Source organism: Kribbella sp. (genome assembly GCF_035687465.1).
Classification (GTDB): domain Bacteria; phylum Actinomycetota; class Actinomycetes; order Propionibacteriales; family Kribbellaceae; genus Kribbella.
On the sequence record NZ_DASRXP010000654.1, the window covers coordinates 1 to 12,619 of the forward strand.

12 protein-coding genes are annotated in these 12,619 nt (G+C 67.6%); 4 read left to right on the plus strand and 8 right to left on the minus strand.

What is annotated here, in order from left to right:
- The 3 genes from VFG33_RS34965 to VFG33_RS34975 form a co-directional block, all read right to left on the minus strand.
- The coding region (locus VFG33_RS34965; RefSeq protein ID WP_325057303.1) for an acyl-CoA dehydrogenase family protein at positions 1-1,070 on the minus strand (1,070 nt) is incomplete at its 3' end.
- Positions 1,067-2,788 (minus strand): acyclic terpene utilization AtuA family protein, encoded by a 1,722-nt coding sequence (locus VFG33_RS34970; protein ID WP_325057304.1) that lies wholly within the window; start codon positions 2,786-2,788, stop codon positions 1,067-1,069. The genes VFG33_RS34970 and VFG33_RS34965, both read right to left, overlap by 4 nt.
- Before the next feature lie 16 nt (positions 2,789-2,804).
- Entirely contained in the window at positions 2,805-3,593 is a 789-nt protein-coding gene (locus VFG33_RS34975) for a TIGR03084 family metal-binding protein (RefSeq protein WP_325057305.1), read from the minus strand.
- A 233-nt stretch (positions 3,594-3,826) separates the two neighbouring features.
- Between VFG33_RS34975 and VFG33_RS34980 the strand changes: the two genes are divergently transcribed.
- On the plus strand, positions 3,827-4,495 hold the full coding sequence (locus tag VFG33_RS34980) for a hypothetical protein (RefSeq protein WP_325057306.1): 669 nt from the start codon (positions 3,827-3,829) through the stop codon (positions 4,493-4,495).
- 33 nt (positions 4,496-4,528) lie between these two features.
- Here VFG33_RS34980 and VFG33_RS34985 read toward each other — a convergent pair whose 3' ends face one another.
- Positions 4,529-5,359, minus strand: a complete 831-nt coding sequence (locus VFG33_RS34985; RefSeq protein ID WP_325057307.1) for an LLM class flavin-dependent oxidoreductase — start codon at positions 5,357-5,359, stop codon at positions 4,529-4,531.
- Positions 5,360-5,619: 260 nt separating this feature from the next.
- Here VFG33_RS34985 and VFG33_RS34990 point away from each other — a divergent pair, with 260 nt between their 5' ends.
- Positions 5,620-6,300, plus strand: a complete 681-nt coding sequence (locus tag VFG33_RS34990) for a FadR/GntR family transcriptional regulator (protein ID WP_325057308.1) — start codon at positions 5,620-5,622, stop codon at positions 6,298-6,300.
- A gap of 99 nt (positions 6,301-6,399) precedes the next feature.
- Positions 6,400-7,569 carry a sialidase family protein gene (locus VFG33_RS34995; RefSeq protein WP_325057309.1) on the plus strand — a complete coding sequence of 390 codons (1,170 nt, stop codon included), beginning with the start codon at positions 6,400-6,402 and terminating at the stop codon, positions 7,567-7,569.
- A gap of 9 nt (positions 7,570-7,578) precedes the next feature.
- Here the strand turns inward: VFG33_RS34995 and VFG33_RS35000 are convergent, their stop codons facing one another.
- Genes VFG33_RS35000 through VFG33_RS35010 form a run of 3 tightly spaced genes read right to left on the minus strand, consistent with a single transcriptional unit; the run spans position 7,579 to position 11,030 of the window.
- Entirely contained in the window at positions 7,579-8,193 is a 615-nt protein-coding gene (locus VFG33_RS35000) for a DedA family protein (protein ID WP_325057310.1), read from the minus strand.
- A 60-nt stretch (positions 8,194-8,253) separates the two neighbouring features.
- On the minus strand, positions 8,254-10,317 hold the full coding sequence (locus tag VFG33_RS35005; RefSeq protein WP_325057311.1) for a YhgE/Pip family protein: 2,064 nt from the start codon (positions 10,315-10,317) through the stop codon (positions 8,254-8,256).
- Complete coding sequence (locus VFG33_RS35010; RefSeq protein ID WP_325057312.1) at positions 10,314-11,030, minus strand: hypothetical protein; 717 nt, start codon at positions 11,028-11,030, stop codon at positions 10,314-10,316. The genes VFG33_RS35005 and VFG33_RS35010 overlap by 4 nt, the downstream gene beginning before the upstream one ends.
- 57 nt (positions 11,031-11,087) lie before the next feature.
- Here VFG33_RS35010 and VFG33_RS35015 point away from each other — a divergent pair, with 57 nt between their 5' ends.
- A complete protein-coding gene (locus tag VFG33_RS35015) occupies positions 11,088-11,693 on the plus strand; it encodes a TetR/AcrR family transcriptional regulator (RefSeq protein WP_325057313.1) in 606 nt (201 codons plus the stop codon).
- Here VFG33_RS35015 and VFG33_RS35020 read toward each other — a convergent pair.
- On the minus strand, positions 11,680-12,619 hold a 940-nt coding region (locus VFG33_RS35020; RefSeq protein WP_325057314.1), incomplete at its 5' end, for a molybdopterin-dependent oxidoreductase. The genes VFG33_RS35015 and VFG33_RS35020 overlap by 14 nt on opposite strands.

Below are 12,619 nucleotides of genomic sequence, written 5' to 3' on the forward strand. Positions count from 1 at the left end.
TAGCCGAGGCCGCCGTGCAACTGGAGCGCCTGGTCGCAGACCCACTGCCCGGCCTCGACCGCGGTGTTCTTGGCGAAGCACACCTCGGCGATCACGTCGTCGCCTTCCGAGGCCCGGTGGACCACCTCGTGCACGTAGACCCGTGCGACGTCGATCCGCCGCGCCATTTCGCTGAGTGTGTGCTGAACGCTCTGCCGAGAGATCAGCGGCTGCCCGAAGGTCTCCCGGGCCCGGCACCACGAGACAGTCAGGTCCAACGCCCGCTGCGCCCCGGCGTACGCCTGCACTGCCAGCGTCAACCGCTCAGCGACGAAGTTCTGCGCGAGCTGAACGAATCCAGACCCCTGTACGCCGACCAGGTTGGCAACTGGGACTCGGACATCGGTGAAGGACAACTCCGCCGTGTCCGAGCAGAGCCACCCCATCTTCTCAAGCTTGCGCGACACCACGAATCCAGGCGTGCCGCGTTCGATCACGAGCAGGCTGACTCCGTGCGAGCCGGGCTCGTCGGTCCGGACCGCAGTGGTGACGAAGTCCGCGCGACAGCCCGAGGTGATGTAGGTCTTCGAGCCGTTGACGACGAACGTGTCCCCGTCGCGGCGAGCCGTAGTACGGAGGGAGGCGACGTCGGATCCACCGTCAGGTTCGGTGATCGCGAGCGAGCCGATCAGGTGACCCTCCAGCGTCGGCCGGACCCACCGGTCGATCTGCTCCTGGTTGCCTGCGGCAATGATGTGCGGCACGGCGATCCCACAGGTCAGCAGCGACGCGGACAGCCCGCCGGAGCCGCCCGCGTAGTGCAACTCCTCGACCACAGTGATCGCATCGGCCAGCGTGCCACCGCCTCCGCCGGCCTCCTCAGGAAACCCGACTCCGAGCAGCCCCAGCTTGCCCGCCTTCTCGTGCAAAGACCGCGGCAGCTCACCGTCCCGCTCCCACTGATCGAGATACGGCATCACCTCAGCGCCCACGAACCGCCGTACCGTCTCCCGCAACGCCTTCCGCTCAGCCGTTGCGTCCGAAGAACTGTGGGGCAGGCCCCTCGCCTGTTCGGACGCAAGCGTGTTCACAGCAGTACCTCCGGTACGTCGACGTAGCGCGACCGCAACCACTCACCGACCGCCTTCGCCTGGGGGTCGAACCGCGCCTGCGAGGCGACTCCTTCACCCAGCAGACCTTTGACCACGAAGTTCAGCGCCCAGAGATTCGGCAGCACGTGCCGGGTGACCACCAGTTCCCTTGTCTCCGGCAACAACTCCTGGAACAGCTCGACGGTCAGCGTGTGCGCCAGCCAGCGCCAGGCAGTCTCGTTCCGGACCCAGACCCCGACGTTCGCGTCGCCACCCTTGTCGCCGCTGCGAGCACCCGCCACTCGGCCCAGCGGAACCTCCCGGGTCAGCGATCGCGCCGGGCGTCCTGCCGCCACCAGTTGCGGCAACGGCATCGGGAGCCCGGCGTCCTCCGCGTCGACCAGCGGCTGTGTCTCGGCCGCCGGCTCGATCACTTTGCGCGTCCCGTCTGGCAGGACGACGACATGCGACACCTCGCCGGCGTCGACGAATCCCGCCGTGAACACCCCGTACGGCGCGCCGTCGCCCGGCGGAGCCGTCACGTGGAATCCCGGGTAGCTCGACAGCGCGAGTTCAACGGCGGCGCTGGAGAATCCCCGGCCGACCACTTTCGGATCGGGATCCTTCACCTCGCACCTCAGCTTGACACTCGCCTGTTCCTCGGTCTCCGCATTCGGCTTCTCGGCCCAGACGACCGTCCACTTCAGCTCGGCCGGCTTGGTCCGCAGAGACCGCTCGAGTTGGTCCTTCACCAGGTCGGCCTTCGCCTCGAGTTCGAGTCCGGTCAGCACGAACGCGATCTCGTTCCGATACCCGCCGACCGCGTTGAGAGACACCTTGTACTTCGGGGGAGGTGGTTCGCCCTGGACCCCGGAGAGCTGGATCCGATCCAGGCCGATCTCTTCGAGTTGGACGGAATCCACCCGGGCCGTGACGTCCGGACCGGCGTACCGGGCGCCGGTGATCTCGTAGAGCAGTTGCGCCTTGACGGTGTCGATCGTGACGGCGCCACCGGTCCCGTCGTGCTTGGTGATCACGCTGCTGCCGTCCGCGTGGATCTCGGCGATCGGGAATCCCGGTCGGCCGAGATCGCGCAGTTCGTGGAAGAACGCGTAGTTGCCGCCGGTCGCCTGACACCCGCACTCGATCACGTGTCCGGCGATCACAGCACCCGCGAGTTCGTCGTACTGGTCCCGCTTCCAGCCATGGTGCGCGGCGGCGGGTCCGACGATCACCGAGGCGTCGGTGACGCGGCCCGTGACGACGACGTCGGCTCCCGCCTGGAGTGCTTCCGCGATACCCCAGGCGCCGAGGTAGGCGTTGGCTGTGAGGGGTTTACCGAGGTCGAGCTCGTCCACGCGGGGCAGGAGATCGTCGCCTTCGACGTACGCGATCTTTGGGTGCAGGCCGAGCTTGTCGGCGAGCTGCTGGATGGCTTCGGCAAGCCCAGCCGGGTTGAGGCCGCCTGCGTTGCTGACCACGGAGATGTTGCGGTCCAGCGCCTCGCCGAGCCCGGCCTCCAACTGCTTGAGGAACGTCTTCGCGTAGCCGAGCGACGGGTCCTTGAGCCGGTCCCGACCGAGGATCAACATGGTCAGTTCGGCGAGGTAGTCCCCGGTCACCACGTCGAGCGGCCCACCGGTGACCATCTCCTGGAAAGCACTGAACCGGTCGCCGTAGAACCCGGAGGCATTCCCGATCCGAATCGGCTTGCTCACGCTTGTCCACCGCCGCTCATGCGAACTGTCCCGGCTGCCGCCCCTTGCCGGGCGGCCCCGCGAATGCCTGGATGATCCCGAGCCACTCCTCCGCCTCAGCACCCACCGCCCGTACGTCGAGGTCGTCGCGGTGCCGGCGTTGCGTCGCGAGCAGGCAGAAGTCCAACGCCGAACCAGTCACCCGCTGGTCCGCATCCTCCGGTCCCCACGACCACTGCTGCCCGTCCGGGCCCTGAAGTTCCACGGAGAACTCCGCGCTCGGCGGTGTGCGGTCGTTCAGCAGGTAGGCGAAGTTGCGTGTCCGTACGGCGAGGTGTGCCACGTGCCTGAGCCGGCTCGACGGCTGCCTGGTGATCCCGAGCGCGTCGGCGACATCCTGCCCATGCGCCCAGGTCTCCATCAGCCGCGCGGTCGCCATCGAGGTCGGACTCATCGGCGGCCCGAACCACAGCAGCTTCTCGCCGGCCGGCACAGCCTTCAGCGCATCCGCCAACTCGACCCGCGTCTGCCGCCAGTGGATCAACAGCTCCGCGGGCGGCAACGTAGCGATCTCGGTAGCGCCCTCGTCGACGTAAGAGGTCGGACTCTCCATCGCCTGCTTGAGCGTGGCGGTGAACTCGTCCGGATCGGTCGCGGCCAGGTGCGCGGCCTCGTCGGTCCAGACCAGATGGGCGATCTGATGAGCGACAGTCCAGCCCTCGGCCGGCGTCGGCGTAGCCCATCCATCAGCCGCCAATCCACCCACCAGCAGATCCAGCTCAGCGCTCTCGGCCCACAGATCGGCAAGTACTTCGTCCAGTTGCACGCGGACTCCCCTGCTAGCAGCAGTCAGTCGTCCGAGCCTCCCACCCCACCCAAAAAGAATCAAGCCTGCTTGTTTTTCCCGATCGGACGGGCTCGACTATCTCCTTTACGCATTTCACTATCTGGAATGTGGTCAGCGCCGCCCACTCAAGCTGACTGGTCACGGAAAGTAGGGGAATGGTTACTGTGCTCACTATCGTGGTCGGGTGCGTACTTTTGTGAGCAGGGCTGGCCATGGATCTCGGTAGGCCGATCAGTACGGTGGTGCCGTCGTTGGACGGGCCGGTGTTGCAGGTGCTGGCGCGGGCCGACCGGATGCTGTCCGGGCGGCAGATTCATCGGCTGGCCGGGGCGGGCAGTGTCGCCGGCGTGCGATTGATCCTGCAGCGCCTGACGATGACGGGCCTGGTGCATGTGCACGAGTCCGGCAACGCGTTGCTGTACAGCCTGAACCGGAAGCATCTGGCCGCTCAGGCGGTCGAGTTGCTGGCCGATCTGCGCGGCACCTTGATCAGCGGGCTTCGGGCGGAGATCTCGGCGTGGAGCATCGCACCGATCCACGCCGGCCTGTACGGCGCTGCCGCCCGCCGCGACGACGATGCACCAGCCGGGGATCTGGACAGTGATGTCGACCTGCTGCTGATCCGGCCCGATGAAGTTGCCGCCGACAACTTTCTCTGGGAGGAGCAGGCCGCCGAACTGCTCCGGACCATCGTCGACATGACCGGCAACCCGGCCCAGCTCTACGAACTCAGCCGGACCGAACTGGCCGGCCACGTCACCACCGACGAGCCGATCGTCGACACCTGGTGCAACGAGTCCGTTCACCTCCACGGACCCGACTTCGCCAGCCTGCTCCGCGGCCTCAACGCCGACCGCGACCCGATCCTCCTCACTCTCTGAACCGCCTCGACGAACATCCGATGCCGGACGGCTTCAGCGGAAGGTGTCGAGCTTGGCTGCCACCTGGTCGAAGACTTCGCGCTCGTGCTCCTTCGGGGCGTAGACGACGAGTTCGTTGAAGCCGACCCCGCGGTAGCGCTCGACCAACCGGGCGAAGCCGTCTACCGAGGCCCACGGATCGAGCTTCCCGTACGCCAGCAGGATCCGCCGGATCTCCCGGCCGCCGAGCAACTCGTCCAGCACCCGCACGCGTTCGACCGATGCCTCGTAGAAGTCCGCCTCGTCGGCAGCGCCCGGGAAGCTCGTCCACCCATCCCCATGCGCAGCCGTGACCACCAGAGCCCGCGGAGCGTTCGCCGCGACGATCAGCGGCAGCCGGTCCTGCACGACCCCGGGCGCCATCGAGGCCTGCGAGTACGGATAGTACGGCCCGTCGTGATCCGAGACATCGCCGGAAAGCAACCGCGAGACCACCGCGACGAACTCGCTCAGCCGCTCGCTCCGCTCCCGCGCCGTCCACAGCGGCACCCCGGCCATCGCGTGGTCAGTCGGCCACAGCCCGGACCCGATGCCGAAGTCGAACCGCCCGCTGGACACGTGGTCCATCGTCAGCGCCTGCTTCGCGAGCACGGTCGGGTGCCGGAACACCAGGTTCCCGATCAGCAGCCCGACCCGGATCCGCGTCGTGGTCGCGGCCCAGCCGGTGATCACCGTCGGTCCGTCCAGTACCGGAATCGCCGGATCCCGCGGATTCCGCAGGTTGTCCCCGGTCCACAGCCCGTCGAAACCGGCCGACTCCGCGATCCCCGCCCAGTACGACGCGTCGTCCCACCCGGCCGGATTCACCTTCAACCCGAAGCGCATGAAGTCCCTTCCCCTTGTTGTCGCGCTCAGCCTGCCACGGTCCCCGCCTGCGCCGCTTGCGATCTGCAGGAAGAGGCAAAGCAACCCCGGCGAACTGTTGACAGAGATCAGATATCTGACTAATTTCGCGACAGTTCCGGTGCGATGGCGGTGTCGACGCCGCCATCCCACCGGAAGTCACCCGTACGCCGTTGGGGCCGCTGCGGGCTGAGGTGCATGGCACGATGAACCACCGCTGTGACCTCGACGGAAGGATGGCCGTGAGCAGGAGCCCGATCTACCGCGAGGCCCAGGTGAAGCTGCGCGACTTCATCCGGTCCCGCGAACTGGGTCCCGGTGACCGGCTGCCGTCCGAGGCGATGCTGGCCGCCGAGCTCGGGGTCAGCCGACTTTCGTTGCGTGAGGCAACGAGAAGTCTGCAGACGCTGGGCGTGATCGAGGCCCAGCACGGCAACGGCTTGTTCGTGTCGAGCTTCTCGTTCCGGCCGTTGATCGAGCAGTTGCCGTACGGGCTGGCGGTACCGGGGATGGCGCTGGAGGAGATCCTGACCGCCCGCGAGGCGATGGAGGTCGGGCTGATGCCGGCGGTGGCGCGCCGGGCCGGCAGTGAGGAACTCGCCGAATGTGCTCGCCTGGCCGAGCGGATGGCGGAACTGGAGGCCGAGGGCAAGGAGATCACCGAGGTCGACCGCGCCTTCCATCTGCTGCTCTACAAGGGTTTGCGGAACCCGCTGGTGGACAACCTGATCGAGCTCTTCTGGGAGATCTTCGTCCGCCTGGGTGACGCGATCCCGGCACCCGTCGAGGGCGGTCGCGCGGCCGTCCACCTCCGCATCGTGGAGGCGCTGCAGGCCGGCGAGGCGATCGAAAGTATCCAACGCATGCAAGAACACTTCAACGACGTCCGAACCCGCTCCACCAAACTCCACACCCCCACCTAACCCCGCCCACCCCCGCCCCTGCCTTCCCCCGCCTGTGGTTTCGTGTGAGAGGTCAGATATCTGACTCCTCGCACTCCCGCCCGAGTTAGGAGCTGACCAATGCACGTCACTCGCACCCTGATCACCATCGGCCTGGCGCTCACAGTCGCCGGTACTGCGACCGCCGGCGCAACTGCTGGTTCCGCCACCGCCAAATGCCGTGAATCCGTACCCTTCCAGTCCGGCGTCGGCGGCTACGCGTCGTACCGGATCCCCGCGGTCGTCGAGGCCGCGGACGGCGCGGTGCTCGCCTTCGCCGAAGGGCGCCGGGGCGGCTCGTCCGACACCGGCGATATCGACATCGTGCTGCGCAAGTCCACCGACGGCGGCTGCACGTGGGGTCCGCAGCAACTTGTCGCCGACCACGGCACCAACACGATCGGCAACCCCGCTCCCGTCGTCGACCCTGCCTCCGGCGACCTCGTCCTGTTGAGTGTCCGGAACGGCCCCGTCACGGAAGCGCAGATCCTGCGTGGCGAGGCGAGTCCCGAGGACAGCCGCCGCGTCTTCGTCCAGCGAAGCACCGACGACGGCAAGACCTTCTCGGCGCCACAGGAACTCACGAGCGCCGTCAAACTGCCCGACTGGCGCTGGTACGCGACCACGCCCGGCCATGGCATCGCGCTGCGATCCGGCCGCCTGCTGATCCCGGCCAACCACTCCATCGCGCCACCCGCCGGCTCCACCGACACCGGCGCCGAGGCGAAGTACTACGGCGGCCACAGCCTGTACTCCGACGACGGGGGCCGCACCTGGCAGATCGGGTACGTCGACGACAAGCCCGACGGCTACATCAATGTCAACGAGTCGACCGCGGCCCAATTGCCCGATGGAAGGGTCTACTTCAACACCCGCGAGCACAACGGGACCGCGCCGGGCAACCGGGCCGACGCGTACTCCCTGGATGGCGGGAAGACCCTGCAGAAGCCGTTCCGCCCGCAGGCGACCCTGGTCGGACCGGTCGTCCAGGCAAGCTTGCTCTCCATCAGGGACCTGCTGATCTACTCAGGTCCTGCCGACCCGGCGGCGCGGGCAGCGATGACGCTGCGAGTGAGCAAGGACAACGGCGTCACGTGGGAGTCGGCGCTCGCCATCTCCGGCCTGCCCGCGGCGTACTCGGATCTCGTCGACCTCGACCAGAACACCGTGGGGCTGCTCTACGAGACCGGTGATTTCGGCGCCAACGAGACGATCACCTTCCGCCGGCTCGCCGTGAAGGACCTGCGCTGACCCCGAGGCTCAGCTGGCTTGCCGCCGACGGTGGCGGCGGACCGTCCAGATCCCGATCGCGATCAGCACCACCGCGAGGACGACCACCGCCGCCACCTGGCCGAACGTCTTCTCGACCTTGGCATAGGAGTGGCCGGCGAGGTACCCGATCAGGACCACGCCGGTCCCCCAAACCACCCCGCCCGCGGCATTGAAAGCGAGGAATCTCGGATAGTGCATGCCCGCGGTGCCGGCCAGCGCGGGCATCACAGCCCGCAGGAACGCGACGAAGCGTCCGAGGAAGACCGCGCTGCCGCCCCGGCGAGCCAGTTGCCGGCGGGCGGCGTCGATGCTGGCGCTTCGCCGTACCAGCAGTTGGGTCCGCAGTAGCCGCGGACCGAATTGGCGGCCGACCTCGTACCCCACGGTGTCGCCGATGATCGCCGCGGCCACGACAACGACGATCATCCACGGCAGCGACACGTGGCCGGCACTGGCAATGACCCCGCCGAGGACGGCCGCCGTCTCACCCGGCAGCACGAACCCGACGAACAGCGCATCCTCGGCGAATACCACCAACCCGACGAGGCCGTAGACAGGAAATCCCTGCAGCCCCAGCAGCCAGTCGGTGAACCGCCCGATCATGAACAAACCACACAACGATCATCCCTCCGCACTCCGGCCGGGGGATCCCCACCAGCACTACTACAGCGCCAGTTCCGGCTGGAGCTTCTTCGCGGGCCAGACTCGTTGCTTGCGGGCGGCGAGACTGGAGGCGGTCAGGCCGGCCACCAACCAGGCGACCAACACCAGCAGATCCGTGCCGAGGGATGCCCCGGAACCGCCGTACATGAGATGCCGCACCCCATCGATGGCGTAGCTCATCGGCAGCACGTGATGGAAGAAGTACAGCGGCGCCGGAATCGTCTGCCACGGGAAGGTCCCGCCCGCGCTGACCAACTGGATCACCATCAGCACCAACCCCAGGAACTTCCCGACGGCGCCGAACCAGGCCGACAACGCATGCAGGATCGCCACGAAAGTCACCGAGGCCAGTACCAGGAACCCAGCGGTCAGCCAAGGATGCGCAGCCTCGATCCCCAGCCCGAACACCACCGCGATGAACACCAGAACCGCCTGAATCGCTCCAAAGATCGCAGGCGGCAACCATCCACCGAGAGCGACCCGCACCGGCGACTGCAGGGCAGCAAGAGCGCGCGGCGACAGCGGTCGCACCAGCAGGAAGAGCACGTACGCCCCGATCCAGCAGGCCAAACTGAGGAAGAACGGCGCCAGCCCAGCGCCATAGCTGTCGGCCGTCGCCTGGGAGGTGTTCTTCAATCCCACTGGCGCACCCAGCGTCTCCGCAACGGCCTTCCGAGCCTCTGCCGACGGATCCGGGATCTGCTTCGCGCCGTTCGTCAGCGCCGTGTTGAGCTCAGTTGCCCCGGTCTTGAGCTTGCCGATGCCGGTCGCGAGGCTATTGACGCCAGTAAGCAATTGACCCTGACCGGTGACGGCCTGCTGTTCGCCGGTCGCGAGTTGCGAGGCGCCTGCCTGGAGACTCGCCACACCAGTCTTCAAGTCAGTCGCACCCGTGCTGAGCTTGGCGGCGCCGCTTGCGGCACTGCTGATCCCCGAGGTCAGGGCTGGCGTTGCGCTTGCCAGGGCGGAGGCGCCGTTCGAGACCTGTCGGGCGCCGGTGGAGAGCTGGTTCAGCTGCTTCGAGGTCGACTGGATCTTGGTGTTCGCCGTGATCACCGGGCCGCGCAGTTTCGCCGTCTCCGCGAGTACCTGATTGATCTGCGCCTGGGTGAACCCGCGCTCCTTCAGGCTTGTCGCCAGACCGGCGTCGATCGTGCTCAGGTCCTTCAGCAGCGTGCTGGAAGCAGTCGCCACCTGCTGCCCGACGCCCGCGATCTTCTCGTTGCCATCGGCAACTTGGTCCGCGCCGGTCGCCAGCGCCTTCGTCTGCGCGGGCAGGCCGGAGGTCTTCGTCTTCAGAGTGCCCAACCCTGTACTCAGCTGCCCGGCTCCGGACGCGAGATCGCTCGCGCCCTTGCCTGCTGTGCCGAGACCATTGGAGAGCTTTGTCGCGCCCGTGGAGAGTTGCTTCTGCGCGGTGTTCAGCTGGTTGGCACCCGTCTGCAACTGGACAACCCCGGTGTTGGCTGACGTCAGCCCGCTCTGCAGTTGCCCAGCGCCCGCTGCACCCTTCTCGACCTGCCCGTGGATCGTGCTGAACCCGGCCAGCAGCTTGCTCGCCGCGGTCTCGCTCACCTGGGCCGCCACGGTCTTGGTCACCTGCGCGACGACCTGGTTCGCGATCGTGTGCGCGAGGTAGTTGTTCGCGTCGTTGGTGGTCAGTTCGAGAGTCGCCTGCCGCGGTTGGAACTCCGCGCTCGAGGCCAGGTCGGCCGAGAAGGTCTTCGGCAGCACCAGCGCGAACTCGTACTTCCCGTCACTCACTCCCGCGGTCGCCTCAGCACGATCGACGCGATGCCAGTCGAAACTCTTCGACTTCACCAGTTCGTCGGCGACCTGCGGACCCACGGACAGCTTCTCGCCGGTGGACAGCGTGGTCCCCTCGTCCTCCACGACGACCGCGGTCGGGACCTTGTCGAGCCGCCCGTACGGATCGTGGTTCGCGTAGAGGTACAACCCGCCGTACAGCATCGGCACGCAGAGCATGGCCACCACCGCGAGCTTCGGCAACCGCCCAGCGGTCAGCCGCCGCAACTCACTCAAGGCCATCCGGACGGCGGTCATGCCTCGACCCCTGCTTCCTTCTCGATCGGCCGTGCACTTTCGATCGGTATGGCGGACTCGACAGGCGCAGCCGGCTCCACTTGGACAGGTTCGGGCGGTTCCACCGAGCCCATCTGCGCAGCCGGTACGCCGAGCAACCGGGCCGACGTCTCCGCGCAAGTGATGATCACGCCGTATCCCCGGGACGCGAGATCACGCCCGACGCCGTACCAGCCGTGCGGATCCCCGCCCAGCCGATCCGGCATCGTCAGGATCACGGCCCGGACTTCGGGTCTCGCAACCGTCAGTTCGGCCAGCAACCTCGTCCGGGTCGCCACCGGCAGATGCTCGAACCGCTTGTCCGCATGCTCGGCGGCATCGTGCTCGTCCAGCCAGTCCTGCACCGCCTTGCGTCCGGCCTTCCGGCCTGCGATAGCCAACTCCTCGCCGACCACCAGCCGGACCGGCAACGCATCGTCCGGCTCGGTGATCCCGGGCGCGTCCACGACCGCGACCGTCCGGCGCAGTACGCCGGCATCGGACCGGCCGTCCAGCTTCACCTCACCGCCGTCCGGGCGAAGCCGCCCCGACAGGCCCAGTGCTGCCGCGACATGCCCCGGCCCCGGGTACCCCGTCAGCAGCACGAGCTGGTGATCGCTCACCTGGACCGACGTCGGGTCCAGCATCGGCGCGTGCGGACCGCGCACGCTGATCGCATAAGCCCTGAGCTGCATCCCGTGTCCCCGTTCAATACGGTTGTGTATTCAATACAGGACTGTATCCTACGAGGTATGGAAACGCCCAAGCGCCGCCGCTCCGCCACCCGGGCCCGCCTGCTGGAGGGTGCGCTCGAAGTGTTCGCCGAGCGCGGGTTCCACGGCGCCTCGGTGGAGGACATCTGCGAGCGGGCCGGGTTCACCCGTGGCGCCTTCTACTCGAACTTCGCCTCGAAGGACGAGCTCGTGCTCGCGCTGTTCCAGGCGACCACAGATCGCCTGCTGGAACAGATCAGCGCGTTGCTCCCTGACCTGGCGAACAAGCCCGGCACGCTGCTCGACGCAGTACTGGGGTTGCTGGACGACGCGGCGCCCGATCAGCGGCAGTGGCATCTGATCTCGACCGAGTTCACCCTGCATGCGTTGCGCAATGCCGAGGCGGCGACGGCTCTCAATCGCCAACGGGCGATGTTTCGTCAGCGGCTGACGGAGCTCGTCGAGGAGATCAGCGCGGCCAGCGACCTGCGGCTGAGCGTCCCGCCCGAGCAGTTCGTCCGGCTCGTGATCGCCCTGCACGAGGGCGCCCGCTCGCAGAGCCTGCTCGAGCCCTCAGAGGTCCCCGCCGGATCCCTCGAGCACACCTTCCTGCCGATGGTCCTGGCGGCTGTCAGCCGACCTTGATGTCGACGCTGTGCAGACCGGTCGAGCCGTTCGGCGCCGGCGGCGCCTGGGCCTCGATCTGCGGATTGCCCTTCGCGTCGAACGCGCGAACCTGCAGCACGTGGTTGCCGCGCGGCGCATCCCAGTTCCAATACCACTGCCGCCAGGTGTCGATCGACGCATCTGTGGCCAGCGTCGCCTGCTGCCAAGGACCACCGTCGACCCGGACCTCGACCTTCGACACCCCGACATGCTGGTCCCACGCCACCCCGGCGACCGTGACCTGACCACCGGACGCCTTGGACCGCGGGGTGTCGATCCGCGACGACAACTTGATCGGCCCCATCTCGGACCACCCGCGCGGCGTCCAGTAGCCCTGGAACTTGTCGAACCGGGTCACCTCGATATCCGTCAGCCACTTCGTCGCCGACACGTACCCATACAGCCCCGGTACGACGATGCGCACCGGGAACCCGTGTTCCAGCGGCAGCGGCTGCCCGTTCATCGCGAAGGCGAGCATCGACTGGCGATCGTCGGTCAGCGTGCCGAGCGGAGTACCGGCGGTGAAGCCGTCCTTCGAGGTCGACTTGATCGCGTCCGCGGTGGCGGCTGGCACCGCCTCGGCGAGCAGGTCCTTCAGCAGCACCCCCGACCAGAGCGCGTTCCCGATCAGGTCGCCGCCGACCTCGTTGCTCACACAGGCCAAGGTGACCCACTTGTGCACGACCGTGCGCTTCAGCAGATCCTCGAAGCTGAGCTCGATCTCCCGCTCGACCATGCCGTGGATCCGCAGCCTCCAGTCGGCCGGCAGGATCAGCGGCACGGACAACGCGGTATCGATCCGGTAGAAGTCATCGTTCGGTGTGGTCCAGGGCGTCGCCCCGGCAGCCTGGACTCCAGCCGGTGCCGCCAGGCTGGGTGGTTGCGGCAGACGGAGTGCGGTGCGG

What these genes read in the sequence shown, in the direction of transcription:
- VFG33_RS34980 (WP_325057306.1), top strand. Translation starts at nt 3,827, where the DNA reads ATGGATCTCGGTAGGCCGATCAGTACGGTGGTGCCGTCGTTGGACGGG.
- VFG33_RS34985 (WP_325057307.1), bottom strand. Translation starts at nt 5,359, where the DNA reads ATGCGCTTCGGGTTGAAGGTGAATCCGGCCGGGTGGGACGACGCGTCG.
- VFG33_RS34995 (WP_325057309.1), top strand. Translation starts at nt 6,400, where the DNA reads ATGCACGTCACTCGCACCCTGATCACCATCGGCCTGGCGCTCACAGTC.
- VFG33_RS35000 (WP_325057310.1), bottom strand. Translation starts at nt 8,193, where the DNA reads ATGATCGGGCGGTTCACCGACTGGCTGCTGGGGCTGCAGGGATTTCCT.
- VFG33_RS35005 (WP_325057311.1), bottom strand. Translation starts at nt 10,317, where the DNA reads ATGACCGCCGTCCGGATGGCCTTGAGTGAGTTGCGGCGGCTGACCGCT.
- VFG33_RS35010 (WP_325057312.1), bottom strand. Translation starts at nt 11,030, where the DNA reads ATGCAGCTCAGGGCTTATGCGATCAGCGTGCGCGGTCCGCACGCGCCG.
- VFG33_RS35015 (WP_325057313.1), top strand. Translation starts at nt 11,088, where the DNA reads ATGGAAACGCCCAAGCGCCGCCGCTCCGCCACCCGGGCCCGCCTGCTG.